The sequence below is a fragment of the uncultured Maribacter sp. genome (assembly GCF_963975365.1).
Taxonomy (GTDB): domain Bacteria; phylum Bacteroidota; class Bacteroidia; order Flavobacteriales; family Flavobacteriaceae; genus Maribacter.
On sequence record NZ_CAXBGF010000003.1, the window covers coordinates 304,650 to 329,219 of the forward strand.

Here is a 24,570-nt window from a genome sequence, read left to right on the forward strand (position 1 = left end):
AATGACTGGACAAACTGAAATGCTTATCGGGCAGGTTTCAGACAGACTTGTCGTTAGAGAAAATTTCGATGAAGAAGGTACTTTTTTGAATAAGCAAACTTTTAAATCTGGAAAAGTTATCGATAAGGATGGCTATTATGAAATTGATGTCATTACAGAATTGTTTGACAAAGACAAAAAATCTACCGACAAATACACTACGACCTATCGCTGTAAGCCTTATGAAGCGAGTGTAATGGTTATGGCATTTCCATTTTCCAGCCCAAAATCAAAGGAAACCGAAATCAATACCACTTCTAAAAATTTCAAAGAGCTCTACGATTTAGGAAATTTGGAAAATATAGAACTTGAAATGAGTTTTGATTCGGGCTTATTAAATTTTTTTGGTTCAAAAAGCACGATAAAGATTTACGACCGAAAATTAGATAGTAACAAAAATAATATTAAATCAAAAATTAATATTAAAGCCTATGCCTTGGGAATTCGAATAAAACAACTTAACTATTCAGTAATTGAAAAATTAAACAGTAACGGTTTATTGACCTTTCAAAAATTCACCGAAGAAGACAACAGTTATTTCACGATGACTTATAAATAAAAGAACATGAAAAATTACGACACTCTTTCAGAAGCCATTAACGATCTGCAGGCAAACGAATATCCTTATGATTTTAACTTAAAACCAGAATGCTTGGAATGTGCTTCGCTGAAAATTGAAATTCGACCAGAAGATTTTAAAGTAGATAGAACCTACCGCTTTGAAGGTATGAGCAGTACCGACGATAACAGCATACTATATGCCATTTCTTCAAAAAACGGAATCAAAGGTATGTTAGTGGATGCCTACGGAGTATACGCCGAGAATATCTCGGAAGAAATGCGAAAAAAATTACGTTAACCCTTAAATAGAATACTATGGACAATAACAACGATCACAAGGACAAAAAAATGGATCATTCCAAAATGGACCATTCTAAAATGAATCACGACAAAGATGACCATTCAAAGATGGATCACTCGAAGATGGACCACTCGAAAATGGATCATTCCAAAATGAACCACGACAAAGAAGATCACTCAAAGATGGACCATTCCGGTCATGACGGCAACGCACCAATGGGAGCGACAGGGCACGACCACCATAAAATGATGGTCAAGGATTTTAGAAAACGGTTCTGGGTATCGTTGATAGTTACCATCCCAATCCTGTTCTTATCACCAATGATCCAAGAGTTTTTTGGTTATGATTTTCTACTTCCCCGTAATCCCTATATCCTATTTGCGCTCTCCACATTTATCTACTTTTGGGGTGCATGGCCATTTTTAAAAGGTTTTTATGGCGAAATGAAAACCAAAGGCGCCGGTATGATGACGCTAATATCCATGGCCATCAGTGTCGCCTATTTTTACAGCACCGCTACGGTTTTCGGACTGGAAGGCGAAGATTTCTTCTGGGAATTAAGTACCCTTATCGTTATTATGCTCTTGGGGCATTGGATAGAAATGAAAAGTGTTTTAGGAGCCTCAAAAGCCCTACAATTATTGGTAAGCATGTTACCTTCCGAAGCACATAAAGTAGTTGGGGATACCATTCAAGATGTGAAGTTGGACGATCTTATAAAAGATGATATCATCCTTATTAAGCCAGGCGAGAAAATTCCGGCAGATGGTGTGATAACCGAAGGGTCCAGCTACCTCAATGAATCTATGCTTACCGGAGAATCCAAACCTGTTAAAAAGGAATTGGATGATAAGGTTATTGGTGGTGCCATAAATGGCAATAGCACCTTAAAAGTCAAGGTAGAGCATACAGGAAAAGACAGCTATCTAAGCAAAGTCATCAAAATGGTCGACGAAGCACAGCGGACCAAGTCCAAGATGCAAAATCTCTCTGATAGGGCTGCCAAATGGCTCACCTATGTTGCCCTAGCCATAGGTTTTGGGACTCTTGCTGTTTGGTTGTTTTTAGGGTTTCCATTTGTATATGCCCTCGAAAGAATGGTTACCGTTATGGTCATTGCCTGTCCGCATGCCCTAGGTTTGGCCATTCCACTTGTAGTTGCCATTTCTACCGCTGTATCTGCACAAAATGGATTACTGATTCGCAACAGGACTGCATTTGAGGAATCGCGTAAAATATCAGCCTTGCTTTTTGATAAAACTGGCACGTTGACCAAAGGTGATTTTGGGGTTACCCGTATTGAATCAGTTGATAAAAATTATGCCGCAGATGAAGTATTACGGCTTGCGAGTGCCTTGGAACAAAGCTCTGAACATCCTATTGCAGTTGGTATTATTAAAAAGGTAAAAGCAGATAAGGTGACTATTCCAAAACCTGAAAAATTTAATTCCATAACTGGTAAAGGTGTCGAGGCCAATGTAGAAGGCAAACAAGTAAAAGTAGTAAGCCCAGGCTATCTGCGTGACGAAAAAATCGCCATTCCCGATGATGCTTACAGTGACGCTGCAGAAACCGTAGTGTTTGTGTTGATAGAAGGAAAATTAGCAGGTTATATCGCACTCTCCGATGAGATCAGACCGGAATCGGCCGAAGCTATTAAAACCTTTAAAAAGAACAATATCAAGGTATATATGGCAACCGGTGACAATGAAAAAACCGCCAAGGCCGTAAGCGATAAATTGGGATTGGATGGCTATTATGCGGAGGTATTACCACACCAAAAAGTGGAAATTGTAAAGGACTTACAGGATAAAGGGGAATTTGTAGCTATGACAGGAGATGGGGTAAACGATGCACCTGCATTAGCACAGGCCAATGTTGGCGTTGCTGTGGGTTCTGGTTCCGATATTGCTGCTGAAACAGCCGATATAATATTAGTGAACAGCAACCCTAAAGATATAGCCAACCTCATTTTGTTCGGGAAAGCAACTTACAATAAGATGATCCAGAACCTGATATGGGCTACTGGGTATAATGTGGTTGCCATTCCTCTAGCTGCGGGCGTTTTCTATGCCTCAGGTTTTGTGCTAGGGCCAGCTATCGCAGCTGTATTTATGAGTTTGAGCACTATTATTGTGGCCATTAATGCTCAATTGTTGAAAAGAAAAATAGGTAAAAAGTAATGGACAAAAAGGAAAAACTCCACAGGATATATTTAGTGTTGTTGAGTTTATTTGTGGTTATGTTAGGGTACGGTATTTTATTGCCTACCCTTCCCTACTACACGGAAAGATTGGCGCTAAAGGACAATCTGGACACGGATCTGATCAACTTCCATATCGGAATGTTGACCAGTATTTATCCGCTGTTCCAGCTCTTGTTCGTACTAGTTTGGGGAAAGCTTTCCGATAAATATGGTCGCAAGCCCCTGATCGTAATCGGTCTTATAGGGTTTGTAGTGATGAACTTGCTAACAGGTCTGGCCACGTCACTTACAATGCTTTATATCGCCCGAATCGTAGGGGGCATATTTACATCAGCGGTCATTCCGGTCAGCAATGCCTATTTAAGTGACATTACCTCGGAAAAGCGACGGACCAAGATAATGGCCTGGTCCGGGGTGGCTATCAGTTCGGGCGTTATTTTTGGGCCTGTTCTGGGAGGATTTCTGTCGCAAACGAACCTGCACTTGAAATTTTCCTTTGGAATATTCCATTTAGATCGTTTTTCGATTCCTTTTATTTTTGCTGCCATTTTGGGCTTTATTGTAGTGTTGATAATCGTAAAATGGTTGAAGAATACAGAAATAAAGAGTCGCATTGCTTCGGAGGTAGTTAAATTCAGTTTTTCACTGAGTAAATATTTTATCGTTTTGTTGCTGCTATCCTTTGTCATGCAGTTTGTGGTTACCTTATTTGAGACCGTATTTTCTATTTACGGAAAGGACGAGTTGGCATTTACAAGTAATCAAGTGGGCATTGGTTTTATGCTATGTGGTTCTGTAATGGCCGTTTTGCAACCTGTGTTCGCAACCTATGGCGAAAAAATATTGACATCTAAACAGCAAATAACGCTAGGATTATTGATATCAGGAGTTTCGTTAATTGTGTTCCCTTTCGTAAGCAATGAGCTATATGTTTATCTTATGATTATACTTTTCGCAGCCGGTGGAGCTATGGTAACTCCTAATCTGCTTTCAGCAGTTTCTTTAATATCCAAGGAGAACACGGGAAGGAATATATCCATACAAAGTTCCACGAACAGTATCGGTCAAATTTTGGGTCCAGTGTTAGGAACTTGGCTGATCGCAGGGGGATTTTATTATCCTTTCATCATTGCCGGCACAACTGTTTTGGGTGCTATGGGACTGGTTTATTTTTTAAAACAACAAGATAATTAAGTTCATCAAAATTGATCTGTTCTAATCAAATTAGGCATTAAATTTTTTTTGCTGATTGATTCTGATTAAACCAAAATGTACGTTTATGAGAATGATTAAAAAAATTCTAGTAGCTATCGATGGAAGCTTTTCTGCGATGAATGCAGCTGATTATGCCATTCAACTTGCAGAACAATTCGATGCTCAATTGGAAATAATCTATGTAGTCAGGTATTCTCCGGGTAATATTCCGGCTGGAATTTTTCCAGCCGACGTTCAAGCACAGGAAAAGGAACGGGCTATTGAACTTATTGACAAGATTAAGAGTGAGCACCCAGAGTTGAAAATTCATGATTTTGAAACCCTTGGTCGGCCAGCTGTGGAGATTGATAAGACCATTAAAAAATGGGATGCGGACATGCTCGTTATTGGCCACCATGCCCATTATTTCTTTAAACATGTATTAAAGAGCAGCATTGAAAAAAAGTTGCTGAAGCATTTAAAAGTGCCGCTATTGATTATTCCGGAAAATTATACCATATAGAATTTGGCTGCTATTTTCTTGAAAGTTGGATAAATGTAGCGGACAACTAAAAATAGCGTAAAACCGGAAAAGTATCTAAAATGAGAAAAAGTACGAGTGATAGCTCCGAACAGAAACGGTTAAACCCTTAATGATGAACCATAAATCGACAATTAAAAGACATACTAAAACAACATTTCTGAATGTTGCCGGCAATACTAAACATATTGAGTTGGTCCATTCGGGAGAAGACTATTTTTTGCGGTTAAAAGAAATAATTGATAATGCGGAAAAGGAAATCCATTTACAGACCTACATTTTTGAAAACGATGAAACTGGAAACAAAATAGCCGGCAGTTTGAAGGAAGCCGCTCAACGAAAGGTAAAAGTATATGTCTTATTGGATGCCTATGGTAGCGCTGCATTACCCGATAGTTTTGCGCAGGATTTGGTGCAGCATGGTGTTTTACTCCGGTTTTTTTCGCCTTTGTTGTCCTTGAACAATTTTTATATCGGCAGACGGATGCATCATAAAATAGTGGTCGCCGATGAAAAAACAGCATTGATAGGCGGGATCAATATTGCCGATAAATACCATGGAACGGTAGCTTCGGAACCTTGGTTGGACTATGCAGTTCAGTTAAATTGCCCGGCAGCTGAAAATCTACAAAAACTGTGCAGTGATTATTTTTTCAAAAAAGGGAGCTCAAAAAAAATACCCCCTGTTTTACATTCGGCAGGTAGCGCACTTGTAGGAATTTTGCAAAACGACTGGCTGCAGCGAAAAACAGAAGTCTGTGATGCCTACACGAATGCCATACTCCAGGCAGAACAGGAAATAGTTATCGTAGGCTCTTATTTTTTACCAGGAAGCAGAATGGCAAAGGCATTGAAAAAAGCCTGTAAAAGAGGAATTAAAACAACGGTGATCTTAGCGGGCATTAGCGATGTGACTTTGGTACGTCGGGCTACCGAACATTTGTACTCCTATTTTCTAAACCATCATATGAAGATATATGAGTGGAACAAATCCGTAGTTCATGGTAAAGCAGCGGTAGTAGATAACAAATGGTCCACCGTCGGCTCATTTAACCTGAACAGTCTTAGTTGCTATGGTAGCATTGAAATGAACGTGGAAGTTCATTCCGTAGAATTTGCCGAAATCCTGCGGGCTGACTTTGAAATGGTTATAAACGAGTGTAGCGAAATTACAAATGGGACACTCAGACAAAGAGCAAGTATATTCAACAAATTCGGCAATTGGTTTTCATATCAAATGGTACGGACAGCCATGCTTTTTCTCACCTTTCTTCCTCATTTAAGGTTTTTGAAAAACTACAGGTTATAAGGCGTTGGCAAATGATTAAATAGTTTTGCTATTTTATTGGTCCTTAAAACCCGAGTGGTAAACCATGCAAGACAGCAACTTAAAAAAGGAAATATATAATCGATGCCTGAATAAAAGCGGAAGCTGCACTTGGCACAACACAAATAAAACGCTCAGTAATATTTAAAAACAATAACAATGACTGATTTAACAATTAGCGCGATTGAGCATGTTCTCAGAAACAATTACCTCGGCCACTTGGCCTATCTATGGCAAGAGAAACCCTATTTAATTCCCATTACCTATTATTTTGATCATATAGACGGCACGATTATCAGCTATACGTCGGAAGGCCATAAAATCGATGCAATGCGAAAAAACAACACGGTTACCGTACAGGTCGAAGAAATGCAATCTATGTTTAATTGGGAGTCGGCGATGGTGCACGGCACATTCGAAGAACTTGAAGGCAGCATTGCCAAACAAAAGTTACACCTTTTTATCGAAGGCATAAAAAGTATTGTAAAACGAAAAGAACACAAAGAGGTCGAGTTCATCAACGAATTTTCTAGTAAATTATACTCCAGGGGTATTCCTATTGTTTACCGCATTAAAATACTAGAAGTTATGGGAAAACGAAGGGAAACGTAAAGACAACATCAATAATAGAATAGTACTGCAGGGCAATTTAAAAAAGCTAGAATGGAAAAAGTGAGTGGAACGCAAAAAATAGATATGCTCCATGTTACCATAAAAAGCAACTTTATTTTAATTAAATCATGCTAAAAAAAATGATTTACATATTGTCACTTTCATTGTTGGTTATCATGGCATGTAACGACGACGACCAAAATTCTCAAGAAGTTGATCTATTGTTTACCGAGGATAATCTAGCAGGAGATTGGAAAAGGATAGCCGAGTTTAGGGGGCAACCTAATGATTCACTGGGAATATTGGAACCAACAGAAGATTTATTTGCCCAATTCGAAAATTGCCGAAAAGATGATATGATCCGCTATGTCAAGGCAATACAACAAGAAGAAAACACTTATTTCTGGGGAATCGGAGAAATTGCCTGTCATAACCAGATAGCCAACTCATTTATAGAAATTGGCACTTGGACTATTCAGGAATCAGGGAAACTAAACCGCTTTTATTCGGATATCAGTGAACCCTTTGTCGTAGTCTTATTGACAAGCCAACAGTTGCGTATTCGAAAGGAATCGGGCATGGAAGAACCGGACGTGTTAATCTATGAATTCACTGAATATGAGCGAATAAAATAAGGTTTTATCGGCTAATCCTGACTATTTTTTAGCCCAAGATTTAATTATCTGAATTGAATCGATAGTTTGTTCCTCTACCCATTTATTCTGGGCGATTAAATCACTAATCAAGGAAATCGCTTCAACTGAATAGTAAGTCCTATCCAAGCCAGCAAAATCCTTTCTAGGCCATTGACTCTTGTGTTTGCCGGAGTCAATAGGTTTGAACAATGGGTTTGGTGGCACCAAAAGTTTTGGGAAAACACCTTTATCTTTCAGTATGTCACATACGCCTTGAAAAATTTGTAGTCCATGGTAATCCCAATCGCAAACATAATAAATAGGCAACGTTAGATAACGTTTGGACAGCCTTTTTAATTTTTTCGTGTTATTTCCACCAACATACCAAAGTTCAATATTTTCTTTTGTGAACTTCCAATACGCTTTTAAATAATCTAAGTTTTCACACAATAGTACTGCCTCTGGGCTAAGGCAGTCTATAACAAATCGCCATTGATTCTCTTTAGGTCCCTCATCTGGAAATTCTTCTATTTGCAGCAAGAACTTTACCTCTTTCAGGAGACCAGAACGATTTTCAAGAAACTTGGAGTCCTTTTGTTGAAATATGTTGGAGCTAAAGATTCGAATTGTAGTTAAGTTCTTTTTCAATTCTTCTTGATGCCTATAAATAAACATTAAGGTCTCCAATTCATATCTGTCGTACTTCTTTCTCGCGCTATTTTCAATTCCAGAATTTTCAAAAAAATCGGCATAGTAATTATACTGCTCCAAAAGTTCTTCTTCGAAATATGTCTTGAATCTGGGCTTGGCCTCTATAATATCCATATTGCCTTTCTTGAAACTGATTATATGAAGCCTTTTGTACAGAATGTTCTTGATGAAAGGACTTCCCATCAATTTGTTACGGACACGTTCTTCTTTGTAGAGTTTGTACAAGCCCTTTAAATATCTCCATTCTATGTCGTCTCTCATTCTGTACTACTAAAAATTGGAACTGGATGATGGTTTACGAAATCCTCCTCCGGATTTTTATACAGTCTATAGATATATTGGTTTCCTTCGGTCAACCTGTTGAGGCCAATGGATAAGGAAAGTATCTGATAGTCATACTTCTCGGCGATTTCGCCTAACATATCAAAGTTAGAACCTATGCCAGCTGCCTCATCTATGCTCATAAACCTCAAACCCTTTTCTATTTTTTCAGGGTTTTCTTGAGTTAATGATAGCTTAGCAATGCATAGTAAGGCGATAGCCGTATATGTTTGTCCAGTACTACCAGAATTACGCTGTCCACCTGCTGTCTGAATGCTATAATTGAGCGAATAGTACGAAAATGGATTCAGCAACTCTTTAAGGGTTACATTGACGTTACGGAATTTACTATGTCGTAGGTACTCGTCCTTAATGTGGTCAGCTATGGAAGTATTTTGACTTTTTTCATCCTCGGAAAGGAATGCCCCGGTAGGGTTAAATAGGCCTTCGTTGATTACGCTTAATTCCTCTAAAAAATTCACTATCCAATCAACAGAGATTCTGGGATTGTCGTGTTTTCTTAAAGACACATGATGCCCGCCTGTGATTTTTGCAAATGGTTTTTTAAAAAAATTGTTAATCTTCCTTACTATATTAGTCTGTCTCAAAACTTCAGTTTGCAGGTCTTGTAACAAATCTCGGATATGCACCAACTTGTTTTTGGTAATCTCTGCATTTTTACGATTAATGTCGTCAAGATACTCGCCAATTTTATCCATTACCTCGCTTTCTTCAAAGGCTATATTGTTGAAGATGTTGGGTAGAATAGTACGAACCAAAATTTTGAAATCTTCGGTCTGCTCCAATAGTTCAAGGTCATTTTCTACATGGTTTTTTAAAATGACCTTATAGACAGCCTTATATTCGATATCCAACTCTTCAAATATATCTTTGGCAGTTTCAATTTCTTCGGGAGCCGTTGATGCATTCCCGACATTTTCAAAAATCAATCCCTCATATTCCAACTTAATCTCAAAAAGCCTTTTATCATTATCTTCAAGGCTATCTTTGAGTTTTTGTGCTTTTTCATCAGCGACAATATCCTGTAGAGCTTCACGATATTGTCTATCAAAATCAAAAAAGAAATTGTCTTTTGCGAATTGAAATTTAATCTGTTCTGATTCGGCTAAGACAAATTCGCTAGATAGAGAAGATAGTAAATCACTCGGTGCATCAAGTTTAAAATATTGATATTGATCTAAAAGTTCTTTTAATGATTCAACCTTACCTATCTTTTTGACCAATTCATCCACCTCTTTCTTTATTTCAGTAAATTTAGATAGCGTTGTTTCTTTTTCACTGTATTTTCCGATTTCAATATCCAAGAATTCGATATTATTGGTCAATAAGGGATTTGTAAAGTCGGTTTTTATAGGGTTTAAATTATCTTTCTTCAACCATGCTTCAAAATACACTTGAGGCTCGGCTAGCTGCCTTAAAAACTTCAATAATTTCAGAACATTCTTTATTTCAACTTCAAGGGAATTAATCGTTGTTCCCAATAATTTTCGGTTATTTTCAAATCGCTTGATAATTTTATCGACTTCACGACCATCAAAAAGTCTTTCTTCCACATATTTGATACAAAAATTGATGCCTCCAAAATCGGCCCAGAAATACTCATTATCAACGGCTTTTTCATATTTCGGTCTCATTAGCTTTGAAGGATCGGGAATATATTTGGAACCTTGGATAAGTTTTTTAGGCATTTCTGTTTCCAATTCTTGAAAATGCCAGATTATGCTTTCTTGTTCTTTGGTAAGGTTTTCATTGTTCTTAATTACCCAATAAGCCAAAGATTTTTTGTTATCAATGTTGCTGAATTTATTAAGTGCCTGATTGATGGCCAGTTCCTCCTGTTTTTTCGCTAGGTTTTTTTCCAATTTTGAGACCGCACTTTCATAACCATCCTTGAGTGATAGACTATCAAATGCAACTGAGAGATTGTTCTCTGACAATAGATTTTTTAATTCAGCTGATTTCTTAATGAGCTTCTTATTATCCTGAAATTGCAAATAGACTTGTCTTAACTCATCTACCGTGGCCAAATTATTTGACTGCATGAAATCATCAACGGTTTTGATACTATTTACTTTAATTTGGCAAGTAGATTGTTCATGAATTTTTTTTGACAGTTGAGTATTCAATATTTCTAACTCTTTACCTAAAGAATCCTTCGTTTTCGCCGATAACTTATTAAGTTCCAATATCACGGCTCGACTCCTGAAATAGTTCTTAATAAGCTGTTCCAAGTCCTTACGATATTGCGTTCTTTGATAAACAAGCGAATAGTGAAGCAACTGTATGAATTTGTTTTCCGCCGTCGCTCTTTCATTCTTCAGCTTAAAGAGTTCATCGAGGGCTAACTTTTTTTGTTTAATGATTTGTAGCTCATCTCGATTCATTCGATAGGAATCCATAGAATCTTGCATCGAAGCTACAACGCTTTCGAACTCCCGAAAAAAATGCGTTTGTTCTTGCTTTCCGAATAAAAATTCTTGTAAATCTACTCCGTCCTTTACACTAATTCCCTTGCGAGAAAAAGCCTGAAGAATTTTGGCATAATCCTGTAAAGCACTTTTTGATGTAATGTCTTTTGGAAGTAGGCTGTTTTTGTAAAGAACCTCGTGATAATTGCCAAAGCGATGATAAGCCCTGAAACCAATTTCCTTTTCAACATTAAAAAAATGGTCAAGTTCGCGAATAGGTATCCAGTTTCCATCCTTTTCAAAGTCATCTACCGTTAAAGGCGCATCTAGTGGTTGTAGCAAACCTTCGTCAAAATCGAGACTTTTTTGAACAATAAAAGCTTGGGACTGTTTGCCATTTAACTCAATGTACGTTCCTAGAACTAGATACTTTTGTTCGGCCACTTCCACATTAATGTAGGCAAAGCCGAAATCGCTGTTGTCTACATTTTTAAGAACCAGACTATAAAATGGTCGATCATCTTTCCCTTGGGTAGAAGAACTGTATTCTGTGGATCCAACTAAGATTAATTGAAGTAAATCCGTCACTATACTTTTACCTGCTCCACTTTCCCCTACAAAATCCGTTCTAAAAGGATGTAATTTGTAAAAAAACTCCTGATGATGGATAATGTTGATAGTACCCAAACTATGTATGCGCGGAAACTGCTTCATTGATAATTGGATAAGATATTCTTAATATTTTTAATAACATCCTCATATATATAGAGTAGGCGATGAAATGAGGGTAATGTTTCGAAATAATCTCCTTTATAATCTACCCATCCAAGTTTTTTAAACTCCAAAAGGGTCTTTCCTACCATTTTATCAATTAGTTCATCATCATCTGCCAATTTTCCCGCCTCATCAGATTTTACAATTAGTTTTAATAGCCCTTCTTCATATTCCTCATAGTCAAGACTAATGGTTTTTTTAAGCTTATCAACGGAGTTAAGTTCTAAATTGCCGTCAAAAAAGATAATCTTATAGATGATAACACCCATTATGACACATTCGTTTTTAAGAGTAAACCGACGGTTTTCCGGAATATGGTTTTGTTCTCTTGAATGATAGTCTAGGTAGTAAAATTGATGACTCCCCTCCCCTTTTCTCCTTAGAGGCACTCCAAACAATCGCAGATAATAGGCGTTGAGTTCAGAATGATTTTTCACCAAATAGTCATAAAAAAAGGAGTTCTCTCCAAAATTTTGAATATGTACCCCATCTTTCAAAAGGTAATCCAAATCCCCAAAGAGTCTCTCGGAATCATCTTCCGCCAAAAAATCTAGGCCTACTTTTTCTCTATCATCGTTTTCCATAATCTGTTTTTTGAATTTTCTACCGTAACAGTATCTGCACTCAATACAGTAACTCTATATTTCTTTTTTTGATAGGCTTTCTCAATAACTCCATACATGACATGGGCAGCGGTTTCAAAATCTTTATCAGCTTCAAGCACGTTAAAAAATGATTGGGATACGTCTAAATGACCGTCTTTATCCAATTGGGCCAATAATTGAATTACCCAGCCATCTATTCTTCTTAAACCTTTGATTGTCTCTTGTAATATCGTTTTGTTTTTCCGCTGTAATTCTTCATTGACGGGATAGCGTTTTCGCTTCTTTGAAGCTGTCGGAAAGAGTGAGGTATTCCTTTTAAATACAAGTAGCTTGGGTCTCTTTAAATGTGGCAGGAAAGGCTTTACTTCTCTTGGAAGTTCGACTACCTTATCATTTCCTTTTCGTTTGACCTTGGAATGTTTTAATAAGAAATGGATAAACGCATCCGTGTTTGCACTTAGTTCAGGTCTTCGAAGGGTAGCGAACAGTTGTTTTATTTTTGGCTGTATCCTATCGAGCCTTCTATCGGTACTGCGTAGTTTACTTTGCACGCTGCTAAAGAAATGGGAAGTATCCTCAATGAAATCAATTATTTGTCCATTATCGGTTTCAATTTTGATGAGCGTATTGCTTATCTTGTTGGTATCCTCAAAAGCGATTCTAAGCTCGCCATTCTTTTTTTGAATGTCCGTTAAATCATCCCTTACCGTTCGAAGTAGATCTAGTGGGTCTATTTGTTTATTCAGAACATCTTTCCTTAATTTTTCTACGGCAAAGTCTATTTGGCGATGAAGAAACTCCGTTTGTTGTGCCAAACGTGTTTTATAAACGTCAAGGTTAACCCTGAACCAATTTAATAACTGCTCGTCGCTACCAAATGCTTCTTCAAGGTCGCGTTTTAGGTTATTACAAATAATCTCAATTTCCGTTGGGTCAAAGGTTCCCTTTAAGGTTTTCTTTGCAATTTTGCAGAATGATAGGCCATAGTCTTGAAAGGAATACAGCCTTTTTTCCTCATCATAGTTTAGAAAATACTTTAGAAGTTTTCTGATTCTCTGCTTATTGCGCTCCTTGGGGTAATATTTCTCTCCTTTTATACTGGTATTCTTAAAAGTCGAGAACATGGCGTGGATTTCTTCTTCATTAAAGAAACCATTTTGGTACTTACCTGTTTTCAACCTCTCATATAAAGCAATAATGACCGTACCTTCTAATTTGCCAGGAAAAAGAAGCCCATAAGTATCTGGTCTATTAATAGCCTTTACAAAATCAAAATCTGTGTTTTCGTTATCCTCCAATATTTCAAATTGCTTGCTTAGTTCCTTGTTAGTAAATCATTTTAAAAATTATACTTCCTTTTCCGTTTATCGAAGGCCTCGCGCCCACCTTCCAACACTTCACATATATGTTCCTGAATCCCTCGTTTGTACAATACTTCATTTATAGCAAGGTCTTCTTTACTCGTATTTTCAATAGATCCGGAAACATATTCAAATTGAAAAGACTTGTTTTTAGTATCATCCCCTTCTTGGTTGGCCACGATTATTTCCTCGGCGTCAGCACCTAAAACGAGGTTTGGGTTATGTGTAACGATAATAATTTGTCGCGTTCTTTTCCGCTTTCTCAAAAACTGGACAACTTGATTGTAAATTGACCGGTTATCTAAATCATCTTCTGGTTGGTCAATCAAAATAGGACATTGGCTATCATCCAAATCGATAAGCAAACGCAATAAAACAAAAGACTTCTTGCCAGGTGACATATCGGAAATATCATCTCCTTGGTAGGTTACTTTATAATCATGTGAAAACCAATTCTGAAAAAGTGCAGTAACCAACTCCCTATTGGTCATTCCTTCTCGTGCCGGAATTTCATGCTTAACTATTTTCCAACATTCTTTTGTTAAAAATTGTTTATGTTTCTCAGGGTTTTCGAAATCATATCCGGTTAAATAATCATATTCATTACCTCTTGTTTTTCTGCCGTCCAAACATTTGTTGACAAAAGATTCTTGGAATCGTTCTTTAGTAAAAATGGTTCGAATATCGAATGAAAGTTCATCATCAAAATCACTTAAGTCAACTTTACTCTTTGCTTCTAAATAAAGTGAATAATATTGGGCATTCAGTTCTGCCAACAGTTCAATATTACTTTTTATCTGCGCATAGGAATTTCCTATTTCCTTGTCCAATTCGCCAATAGTAATTAAAATGGCTTCTTCTTTTTCTTTCTCTTCCAACAAATCTGCCAATGCCTTTTGTTCCGCAAGGGCCGCCTGAAGCTTTGCAATACTTTCCTGAAGAACTAAAATCTCACCTTGCAGTGTGCTGATTGAGATATTAAGCCTAGCAATCTCAAGCTCAATATTTTTTTGCCAATCAGAACTATATTCATTCTTTTTCTTACTTACCAAATCATCTATGGCCTTCCTTAATTGCTCGTTGTTGATGTTCTGAATCAGGGATTCATTTATATCAATGCCAATGTCCTTTATCGTATTCAGCTTTTCCTTGTCTTTCCTTATTATTTCAATTCGTCCACGCTTCTCTTTGATTTGTTGCGTGGTACTGTTGAAAAGTTGGATGTCCTCGGAACTTACCTGAGACTTGTCCTGTAAATCTTTAATCTCCCCATTGAGCTTATCTATTTGTTTCGTAATACCATCTTTATCGCCAAGCTCTTTTTTTTCCTTGGCCTTTTGAATATTTACACCAATATTCTCGAAAAGAGATTTAATAGTAGATTCTATATCATCGGAAATTTTCTTTTTCCGATCAGTTAACGAATCATACCACTCTTTAAATTCCTCTTTTTGCAAAAGAACTTCTTGAATGATTTCATCAATATCGGATGTTTCTTCTCCTTCATCAACGACCCGATTTAAATAGGACTGTGGAATGTAGATTATGCGTTTTGTTGGATTGTCAGGTCTTCCCAAGAAACTAATACTATCATCCCCCCAATGCACCTCAAATCCTTTTACCGGTTTTTTGTCCTCAACTCCAACAGACCTGTTACGCTGTTTGAATTCTTCTGTATCAGCGGTACGGGCAATACTTTTTATTAGAATCGATTTTCCGGTAGATTTCCCACCAATGATAGCCGTTAGGTTATTGCTTATCTCAATAAACTCGGTTGTGAAACTGCTATCTTGAAACCTTACTTTGTCAATAATTTCATAGAGCTTCTTTTCGTCAGGTTTTCTATCGGAAATTCTTACCCTATCTTGTGGCTCATAAATAATTTGCTTAAATCCTTCAAATGTAGGATCCGCTTTAATCCACAATTTTGCTTTTCTCGAATATGTATTAATATTATGATTATCAGAACAAATGATTGTAGGTAGCCATTTGTCAATTTTCTTAAAAAGGTATGGGTTTACTTTGGTCAGATAACCCTCCAAATCAATTTCTTTGCCCAACTCAAAAACATCCACTATTTGAGCAATATCCTCTTTTTGTGCTAGTGCATGAGGTAGGGAATGTGTAATGTTCTCAATACCGTTTCCTTTGCTTCCAGCATGAATGGTTACGATTCCTCCTAATTCTTTGATAAGACGTATAGTATCGGCTAAATCACAATAAACCTCCCATGGTTTTTTACCTTCTCCCTCTATCTTCCTGATTTCAGTGTTATTTTTTATTTGCCCCCAGATATAACCGAAATTGGATTTTTCACTAAATATGCCAATGAAATGAATAGGCTCGTTACCGCGAGCATCTGATAAAAATTCTATCACAGGCAGTACCGTTAAATCTCTACCTTCACTTAATCTTTGCAACTCTTTAATACTATCAACATCGATTAGATGATGGTCAGTTATCGCAACTACCTCAACCCCCTCTGTTATCAAGCCATTTACGATATCTTCATTTGTCACACTCTTGTCTTGATAGTCATAAGATGACGTTGTGTGGAAATGAAGATCCCATTGCCTCCATTTCGAGCCTTTTCGATATTGATTGCTCATAGATATAATGTATAAAACCCCTTATGAAAGGGGTTGTTAATAATTAATCCTAAATAGTTAGGGCTTACTTGTTAGATTGTCCTACAAGTATACGGAATTTTAACACAAAAGGAAAGTGTAAACCACTGTTTACGTGCGGAATTGCTAATTGGTATTAAACCGAATATGTTGACCTATAGCCTGCGTTAAGAATTTAGCTATTTTCCAATTGATTAACTGGAGAAGTCCAATCCTTTACCCAGATCTTTATGGTCAACCTTCTTTGAATCCGTGTTTCGAATATCGGACGTCTTTTTATTTAATTCTATTTGTTGGATATTTTCTTTATGCTGCTCTTGAGTAACTTCATTGCTATATTGCTCCATGCCTACTTGCATAGCATTAATACGCTCGTTACCCAAACTTATATCTTTGAACATTGGCGTAGTCAAATTCAACTCTTTAGCCAATTCATATCCAAGATTGAAAGCCTCTTTATAATCCTTGTCAACTTTTAGATTTTCTTCCATAATTAATTAAAAAGTTTCGCGTACATACTTTTCTATATATTCATTGATTGAATCACGGTCGTAGAGAATGATTTTCTTTTGGGGCTGGGAAAACCTGATTTTTCCTTCGTCTCTCAATTTTTGCAGAGTTGTAGTCGATTTTATGTTCAACAAGGACATTGCCTCTTCCCCATCGACCCATTTGGGGGGCATATCTTTCCGTTTGGATTCTATATGCTCAACTACCTTATCGAACAAGGCGTAAAAAGCTTCTTCTTGTAGACAAACGACTTGCATTGTTTAATTGTGTGAATTCTTTAGAATTTTCTTAAAGTCAATAAGATAGTGTTTTATTCACTTTCTATTCTATCTAAATCGCCAGAACACCATTTTTAATGGATGAAATTCATATTAGAAGTTTACCACTTTCTCCAAAGCGTCGTCCGTTTCCTTGTGCATAAAATTCGATTGGTAATTCACTGTTGTTGTAATCGAAGAATGGCGATAAAGTTTTTGAAGCATTTGAATAGGGATTTTATCCCCTGAAATGTTGCCGAAGCTGTGCCTAGCGATGTGCATGCTTAGTTTCTTTTCAATGCCTACCTTTTCGGCCACAATTTCTAATCGCCTGTTTAGATTTCTATTTATGGTCTTAATGCGAGTAGCCAAGCGTTTTTCATCTTTTAGATTTGTTCCCTCTAAGTAATGAAAGATTAAATCATCTTTCTTTTTCCTCTTAGCCGCATAGTAATCCAATATCTTTTCGACTTTTTCGGGATTTGCCAACGAAACAAGTTTTTTATTCTTTCCCATTCGGTAATAAAGTCGATTATCTATGAAATCGGACCATTTTAGCTGAAGTACATCTGCTACTCGAATACCTGCATAATAGAAACTCATTAGCCAAGTATTGACCGCATGTTTTTGGGCAGGTGTTAATTCTTCCGCCGTTTCAAGTAATTGGACCTCTTCCCTATTCAATCCAATCTTTTCACTTTCTGGAAACTTAATTCGAATTTTGCCTTTACCAAATGGGTAGTTTCTATCATCCACATGGTATTCTTTCCGTGCAAAATTGTAAATGGTGCGAATAAGCAAAAGGTAATTAATAGCCGTTCTTTCAGCTACCTTTCTTTCGTACAAAAGATGTGCCTTGAAATCTTTTAACAGGGTAACATCCAAATCTGTAAAAGAAAGTTTTTTGCTTCCTAAAAATGTTTTGAAAATGTCCAATCTTTTTTCTTGATTGTAATGCTGATTGAATTTTTTCCGCTTTAGGAGATTAGACAAAAACAGTTCACTAGCCTCAAAAAAGCCCATTTTTGTTTTTCCAATAATCTTTTTCTTTATTTTTTTCGCAGATTGAGAAGTAGCTTGATTTTCGCTATCAATTAATCTATCATTTGCTTCCGCGATTTTCTTTGCTACTAAATTGTTAAGACGTTTTGAATTGGGATGAGATTTTTTGACACGTTTGTATTTGTCATCCCAAAATTTGATTTCAATATATTGTCCCGTAAATAGATAGGACGATCTTCTATCTTTGGTAATTCGAATAGCGATAGGAAAAAGCCCTGCGCTATTCGGTTTCTTCATCAAAAAAGATTGTATAGTAGCCATAACCCCTTATTTCACAGCTTAAAGATACAAATTTTAGGTAAAACATAGGTAAAACATTTAATGTTTTTAAGTGGATTTTTATGAATTTTAGAAAAGAAATAAAATTACAAATATGTCATAAACAGTTGATTATTAAACCATTTAAGACCATATCGACACAAAGGTCTCAGGGTTCATAACCCGGAGGTCGGGGGATCGTGCCCCCCTCTCGCTACAACTAATCCGTTGAAATTGAATGATTTACATTCAGTATCAACGGATTTTTTTTTGAAGCTCACCGTATACGGTAGCGTATGCGGTAGCGTATGCGGTTGCTAAATAAATCATATAAAACACTGTTAAACTGAACGTTACAAATCGAAAACCGTCGGGTTTATAATATTTAAGTTAAATATAAATTTGCCATGAATAACTATCCTGTAAAATGGGAGGAGGTCAACAGGGTTAAATTACAACTTAACTTACTGTCCTAAATCTGGGGAGTATTATAGTCTGGTACTTTGACCCCATTTGTTTTCATTAGAGCTCACTTATACATTCAATCATGAAGGATAGATAAATAATTGTAATTTGCAAAAGGAGTTCTAAGTTCAATACCATAAATGACCAATAACTTCCAACCACACTAATCACGATCAACAACACTATGGCCAAATCTTATATTTTCACGATGCTATCGTTCCTTACCCTTTCTAGCTTGTTTGCCCAAGACAAATTAAAGGAAACACTTGAGCGTTTCGAAAACGGAAATGCAAAAGTAGTACGATACAAATCCAACTCGTTAAAAACCATGAACGTTTCCTTTTTGAATGAAAATGGCAGAACCGTGGCAAGCATTCCCTTCGACACTTTAAGCGGCAAACTCCATGGAGATTTTTTCGATCCCTATAACAAAGGAAACTTTAAAAAAGGAAACCTAAATTGCGATGATTGCTTGTTTAGTTTTGACCGTAACAACAACCTATATCGAATTACCTTAATTGATGGAAAAGTCAACGGTCAGGCCATCAAGTGGAAGGTCAATTCCAACCATTATATCGGTCAATTTGAACAAAACGAACAATACTCCGAAGTCCCTCTCTACATCCTTACAAATGTTGAAAGATATTTTTCTAAAAAAAAAGGTAACCAAATTGAGCTTGTTCAGCAGGCTCAACTACTTTTTGAAGATGGCTTTTTGAAAGGTAACCAAGTACTGGAATACAATACCTATGAATATTCCAGAAACCTTGCTTTCCTGCCCATTGTAAAGACCGAGTTATTGTTTTCGGAGGGCATTTTAAAAGGGTTCAAAACCCTGGATGAACAAAATAACATAGTGGACAGTCTATACAGTACCACCAAAAGTTGGAAATACCGAAATGAATTAGTTGAGAACAAGGGTGAAATATTTCATATTTTCCATAAGAACAATCATATCAATTTAACCAATTTAACACTGATAACAAAAAACAATTATAATTACTCCCCTGAAAAACAAACCCTTAAAAAGACAATGACTAACAGGGATGGTTATTTTTTACAACAGAATCCCTTCAAAGATGATTATGGGAACGCGGAAGGCGTAGTTTACGATAATCCGGTAATTTTTTACCCTTCCAATCTAAACACAAACAAACAAGGAATCCTTGAAATTGATTTCAATTTTGAACACTACCTGCTCAATGATTTTTTTGCACAGCTCATCAAAAAACTACTGACAAACCCTTCGGTGATGTTCGATCCCTCATTTCGTTTTTTTCCAGACATACCCGAACCAAAAAGCAAGGATATTCTCCAAAAAAAATATGATTACCAAGGTTCCTATTGGGAGCGTGCCCGTATCAGTGAGTCCTATATGGACGAAACCTTAAGGCCCTATAAAAACTTGGCGCCACAAACACCATCAGAGTTTATAAACTTGGTTCAAACATTACGGGACGACCACAAAATATTCCTGAATTCGTTTTATGTAAAAACATCGCATAAAAGCATTGATACTCTATTCAAGGAGCTGGTTTCATTAAAGAAAAAAGAGGCAAACGAAACAACCTACACCAAATTTTCTATTGATGACCTCGTCCCATATTTTGAGCACCTTGACGAACAATTTAAACGTTACAATTCCAACAAGAAAGAACGGCTTGCCCCCCTTCAAAAAACCTTGAGCAAACTATATGAATCTCACCTATCGCTCGAAGACTTCAATGGCAATGAAAAATACCGCGAACTAAATAGGAGCAAAAGGGACTTCCTTTCACAAACCTTCTCCTCAGATGATTTAATTGCCCCCAAAAAAAACAACAGCCCTGATAATTATAATTTTGATGCAGTCTATTTACTTAACGAAGAGGATTTCCTCGAATGGTTGGGCAAATATGAGAAGCTCATTGAACTAAGCCAAAATTGGATAGCTGATGTGAGCGAATGGGATTCCAAATTGGAATTATTTAAAAACCTGTTTTTTAACTTGTTGACCAGATACCCTATTACAAGCTCGGACAGAGATAAAATAGTTATAAAAATCACAAGTGATTCCATATATGGCTTTCCTAGCACTTCGTTATTTTTGGACAATTTGCCCCATCGTGCACAATATGAGGGCACCAATTCCGATTTTCAAAGGGTTTTTCATGGAAACACCGCCAATAGGTTTTCTCTGATGAGGCTTTATCAACCCGCATTTGGTTCCAAAGATTTGATAAAATTGTTTGAATTTTCAAATTACATACGTCAATATCAAGAAATCAAGGCGTTCAATACCAAACATCTTCCAAATTACGGCGGGTCTGCGGCATATACCATCAAAAACATAAAGGTATTGTATCAAGAGGCATTTGTTCATAATATCAAGCACTCATCCAACACCCCCTTGAATCAAGTCGTATACGCAAGCATTGGTTTCCCTTGCAGTAACAATACTTATACCAATAAAGTCAAGGAAGTATACACCCGATTGAATTTAAATTTTGATCGTATGGTCATCTACAGTTCGGTAAATTCTGATTGGGGAATCAATGCCAATACGTTTATAAAGTACCCGAAAAAAAATTCTATCGATGACAATCCTTCTTATTTCGCCCACACCTTTTACAAAAGCGAAAGTAAGTTCAACAAGGACATTGAGCGCTTAAAAGAAGTGGGTATCGATTACATTTTACCGCTAGCAAATTATTTCGATACGCTTGGGGACTGTGAAAAAAATGATAAGTTCTTTAGGTACTCGATTATCATTACAGGAAACCCGTCCCCTTGAATGTATGAGCAAATTTCATCATAAAAACAACTATTTATTTTAGTATATCCAGAAGCCAGGGTAAACTACCACAACACGATCTTGATCTTAAAAATATTTTTTAAAGTTATAGCACATAGCAACGGTAACCATTACAAATTGGTTTGTATGGGTATAAACTTGAAACTGAACAGAAAAGATATGATACAACACAAATATTTTAAGCACAATACCAAATACTGGAAATATTCAATTACGGATTAGGGTACTTAAGCTTTAAACTGTCTTGTCTACAAATGATGGGCCATATATAAAAAAACCTCAATTACGCTCCAGCCAGGTTACACCTTATCCTACGCTACTTTCAAAAAATCGCAATAAAACTGGTAGCCACTGACCTCCTCCCGTTAAACTAGACTGTACAAAAAACGGTATGTCTTCACTTTGATAACGGTAAGGAGTTCGCCTACCTTCATAAACTGGTCAAAGACCTGGACACTAAAACTTACTTTACAAGACTATCTCCCTCTCTGGACAAGGGAGCCGCAGAAAACAGAATAGGCGTTATCAGAAAGTTTATTCCTAATAAAAAAGACCTTAGGGTTGTGTCTACCAAAAGAATAAAAGAAGTAGAAAGACTACTAAATTACAGACCTATTAGAAAATTTAATTACAATAGACCAATATAAGAACTAAAATACAAATGTGTTGCACTTATGGGTTGAACTCAGCTAAAGCTTACACAGCGCAATTTTTTATTGCCATTTTAATGATAACAATGATTGCCAAATTCTTGAATTTTTTTAGAATTAAAATTTATACTTTTTAAGAATTTGGGACTAAACCAATATTTATAGTATTGTAATTTCGAGATAGCTTTATATTTATTCCTTTATTAGTATACGTTTGGGTTTCCTCTTGAAAAATATATCCTATTTTTTCTAAGTGATTTTTAATAAAGGTTACCATCTCTTCTCCACGGCCTGTTGCTTTATTGTTTAAGTATATTGCCAAACGCAACTTATTAAGATTGGCATTTGGGTTTGGAGTAAGTCCATTTTCTGTTTTATCATAAAATGGTTTATTAAAATCTAAGCGTATTGAAAAATGTAAATTTTTATCAAAAACCAACCTGGAATCAACTATGGAATAGGTATCTAAACGTTTATAGTTTTGATTTAATTTATCTGTTAAAAACAATTCTTTTTTTGAGTCTTCTTTATAATCGTTTACTAGATTTTGAATATCTATTAAGTTATTCGTAGCACTAACAGAATTCAGTAATAATACCTCTTTTGACGCGTTTAAAAACTCATTACAAAAAGCACCTATATTAACAAATTCACTTTGTAGGGTTTCTTCAATATCAAAAGGAATATTGTTAAAAATAATATTCTTTAAAAATTCTTCGTGGTATAGTAGTTTAATTTCAGGAATCTCTCTTTTACTAATACTCTTCCCTTTATTATCCACATAATACCATCTGCCCCCATCTTTTGCCCATGCACCGTCTGCAAAAAAAGGTAGCAATTCATCAAATTCTGCACGTGCCATAAGCGTTCTGTCCTTATCCATAAACCCCCCTTTTTTGTTAGAAGCATCAACATATAGATAAAGGTCATTATAAAGACATATGGGAAATTTTTCTCGTGTGTTTATGATCATTTCTCCCTTTGGATTAATTAACCCAAACTCATTATCTGAGCCTTGAACAGTTGAATACCCATTATGAAAAGGAAAAACCTTTTCCCATTCCGTGCTCCTTATCACTTTTTCTGCGTTGGTATTCAAAAATCCTAATTCATTATCCTCTTCAAAAGATGCAAGTCCACCAGAAAAACGGCCAATTAAATCATATTTATCTGTAAGGTTGATAACAAACGTACCTGTTTTATTTATAACGCCATATAGCATAGAATTTGTTTCACTATCCTTCAAGCCAACGGTAGCATGGCCTTCTGAAAAAGAAAATACTTTAGTATACTTGGGTGTAATAATTTCATTGCCTAAAGGATCTAAATATCCCCAAAGGCCGTTGGTATCCTTAAACTTTATAAGACCGTCTGCAACATAACCTGCTTGCTCAATTCCGACAAGGATTTTTTTAATTTTTAAATCCGTATCAATTAACGCTAATCTACCATCAGCTAAACGAACAAGAGCTATCCCATCTTTAAAATGTAATGCTTTCAAGAAATCGGTAGTATAATACTTGCCTTTTTCATCAACAAATTTTAAAACCCCATTCTCTTTAAAGTGGGCTCTATTTTCTATCATTATTGATGGTCTTTCATCAATTTCAAAGTCTACCACCAATTTTCCGTTAAGATTTACCAAACCGTAATCTCCACTTTTGCTTTGTTTAGCAGGTATGGCAACATCATTAAAAAAAGTATCGTTTGAACATCCTAAAGATAAAAACATTAGGAAAAGAAGACATACAGGTAGTTTACGTTTCATAACTATTAAAAAGACTTTTTAGGTTGGGACAATTCTAAAAAAATGAATTCTTTGAAAATACGAGTATTCTTGTGAAGATGGGTTAAATATCCTAACAAAATTTAAAAACCATTATTTTTTAAGTAGGCAAAGATAATAATTACAGCGTATACAATACTCCCTATCTATAGGACAAGTAAAAGGCATTTATTAGTCCATATCTATATGGATTTTACTTTTTTAGTTCAAATCCTAGTTCCCCGAAACTGAAATATTAAAGCCCGTTATGCATAGAACTTTCAGTAGGATAGCATTAAAAAAGGACATGTAATAGGACACGTTCGATATGAAATTTGTATTGTTTTGAACTGTTTTAGCGTAAAGTCCAAAAAAAACAAAACCCTGATAATCAATTGATTATTAGGATTAAAATATTAAAAGTCGGGGTGGCAGGTAGAATCCTTTTCCTCTATTTATTTAAAAATCAAACAGTTACAAACAATAACTAAGTTTGGTAACCGAAAAGGTAACTTTTTTGATGTGTCCTTTTGTTCTATTTTAATATCAAAAATAGAAATAGTTG

General features: G+C 36.1%; 17 protein-coding genes and 1 pseudogene. 9 read left to right on the plus strand and 9 right to left on the minus strand.

What is annotated here, in order from left to right:
- Position 1 precedes the first annotated feature (1 nt).
- The 8 genes from AACZ49_RS06130 (at position 2) to AACZ49_RS06165 (ending at position 7,416) form a co-directional block, all read left to right on the plus strand.
- Positions 2-598, plus strand: a complete 597-nt coding sequence (locus AACZ49_RS06130) for a hypothetical protein (RefSeq protein WP_339652678.1) — start codon at positions 2-4, stop codon at positions 596-598.
- A gap of 6 nt (positions 599-604) precedes the next feature.
- Positions 605-898 carry a phosphoribosylpyrophosphate synthetase gene (locus tag AACZ49_RS06135; protein ID WP_339652679.1) on the plus strand — a complete coding sequence of 98 codons (294 nt, stop codon included), beginning with the start codon at positions 605-607 and terminating at the stop codon, positions 896-898.
- Positions 899-963: 65 nt separating this feature from the next.
- A complete protein-coding gene (locus AACZ49_RS06140) occupies positions 964-3,084 on the plus strand; it encodes a copper-translocating P-type ATPase (RefSeq protein ID WP_339652726.1) in 2,121 nt (706 codons plus the stop codon).
- Complete coding sequence (locus AACZ49_RS06145; protein ID WP_339652681.1) at positions 3,084-4,301, plus strand: MFS transporter; 1,218 nt, start codon at positions 3,084-3,086, stop codon at positions 4,299-4,301. Before AACZ49_RS06140 ends, AACZ49_RS06145 begins: the two co-directional genes overlap by 1 nt.
- Before the next feature lie 85 nt (positions 4,302-4,386).
- Positions 4,387-4,824 carry a universal stress protein gene (locus AACZ49_RS06150; RefSeq protein WP_339652683.1) on the plus strand — a complete coding sequence of 146 codons (438 nt, stop codon included), beginning with the start codon at positions 4,387-4,389 and terminating at the stop codon, positions 4,822-4,824.
- 133 nt (positions 4,825-4,957) lie between these two features.
- Complete coding sequence (locus AACZ49_RS06155; RefSeq protein WP_339652685.1) at positions 4,958-6,151, plus strand: phospholipase D-like domain-containing protein; 1,194 nt, start codon at positions 4,958-4,960, stop codon at positions 6,149-6,151.
- 177 nt (positions 6,152-6,328) lie between these two features.
- On the plus strand, positions 6,329-6,781 hold the full coding sequence (locus AACZ49_RS06160) for a pyridoxamine 5'-phosphate oxidase family protein (RefSeq protein WP_339652687.1): 453 nt from the start codon (positions 6,329-6,331) through the stop codon (positions 6,779-6,781).
- 140 nt (positions 6,782-6,921) lie between these two features.
- Positions 6,922-7,416 (plus strand): hypothetical protein, encoded by a 495-nt coding sequence (locus AACZ49_RS06165; protein WP_339652689.1) that lies wholly within the window; start codon positions 6,922-6,924, stop codon positions 7,414-7,416.
- A gap of 21 nt (positions 7,417-7,437) precedes the next feature.
- Here AACZ49_RS06165 and AACZ49_RS06170 read toward each other — a convergent pair whose 3' ends face one another.
- From AACZ49_RS06170 to AACZ49_RS06205, 8 genes and pseudogenes are all read right to left on the minus strand, one after another.
- Positions 7,438-8,388 (minus strand): hypothetical protein, encoded by a 951-nt coding sequence (locus AACZ49_RS06170; RefSeq protein ID WP_339652691.1) that lies wholly within the window; start codon positions 8,386-8,388, stop codon positions 7,438-7,440.
- Positions 8,385-11,591 (minus strand): hypothetical protein, encoded by a 3,207-nt coding sequence (locus AACZ49_RS06175; protein WP_339652693.1) that lies wholly within the window; start codon positions 11,589-11,591, stop codon positions 8,385-8,387. Before AACZ49_RS06175 ends, AACZ49_RS06170 begins: the two co-directional genes overlap by 4 nt.
- Positions 11,588-12,235, minus strand: coding sequence for a hypothetical protein (locus AACZ49_RS06180; RefSeq protein WP_339652695.1), 648 nt, complete (start codon positions 12,233-12,235; stop codon positions 11,588-11,590). Before AACZ49_RS06180 ends, AACZ49_RS06175 begins: the two co-directional genes overlap by 4 nt.
- A complete protein-coding gene (locus AACZ49_RS06185) occupies positions 12,208-13,554 on the minus strand; it encodes a hypothetical protein (protein ID WP_339652697.1) in 1,347 nt (448 codons plus the stop codon). Before AACZ49_RS06185 ends, AACZ49_RS06180 begins: the two co-directional genes overlap by 28 nt.
- A gap of 41 nt (positions 13,555-13,595) precedes the next feature.
- Positions 13,596-16,196 (minus strand): annotated as a pseudogene (locus AACZ49_RS06190) (TrlF family AAA-like ATPase); the annotation flags it as partial.
- Between the two features lie 242 nt (positions 16,197-16,438).
- Complete coding sequence (locus AACZ49_RS06195; protein ID WP_339652699.1) at positions 16,439-16,735, minus strand: hypothetical protein; 297 nt, start codon at positions 16,733-16,735, stop codon at positions 16,439-16,441.
- Positions 16,736-16,741: 6 nt separating this feature from the next.
- Positions 16,742-17,011 carry a helix-turn-helix domain-containing protein gene (locus tag AACZ49_RS06200; RefSeq protein WP_339652701.1) on the minus strand — a complete coding sequence of 90 codons (270 nt, stop codon included), beginning with the start codon at positions 17,009-17,011 and terminating at the stop codon, positions 16,742-16,744.
- Between the two features lie 114 nt (positions 17,012-17,125).
- Entirely contained in the window at positions 17,126-18,334 is a 1,209-nt protein-coding gene (locus AACZ49_RS06205; protein ID WP_339652703.1) for a site-specific integrase, read from the minus strand.
- A 646-nt stretch (positions 18,335-18,980) separates the two neighbouring features.
- Between AACZ49_RS06205 and AACZ49_RS06210 the strand changes: the two genes are divergently transcribed.
- A complete protein-coding gene (locus tag AACZ49_RS06210) occupies positions 18,981-21,569 on the plus strand; it encodes a hypothetical protein (protein WP_339652705.1) in 2,589 nt (862 codons plus the stop codon).
- Positions 21,570-22,373: 804 nt separating this feature from the next.
- On the opposite strand, the gene AACZ49_RS06215 is transcribed toward AACZ49_RS06210, so the two are convergent.
- Positions 22,374-24,008 carry a WG repeat-containing protein gene (locus AACZ49_RS06215; RefSeq protein ID WP_339652707.1) on the minus strand — a complete coding sequence of 545 codons (1,635 nt, stop codon included), beginning with the start codon at positions 24,006-24,008 and terminating at the stop codon, positions 22,374-22,376.
- Positions 24,009-24,570: the final 562 nt, after the last annotated feature.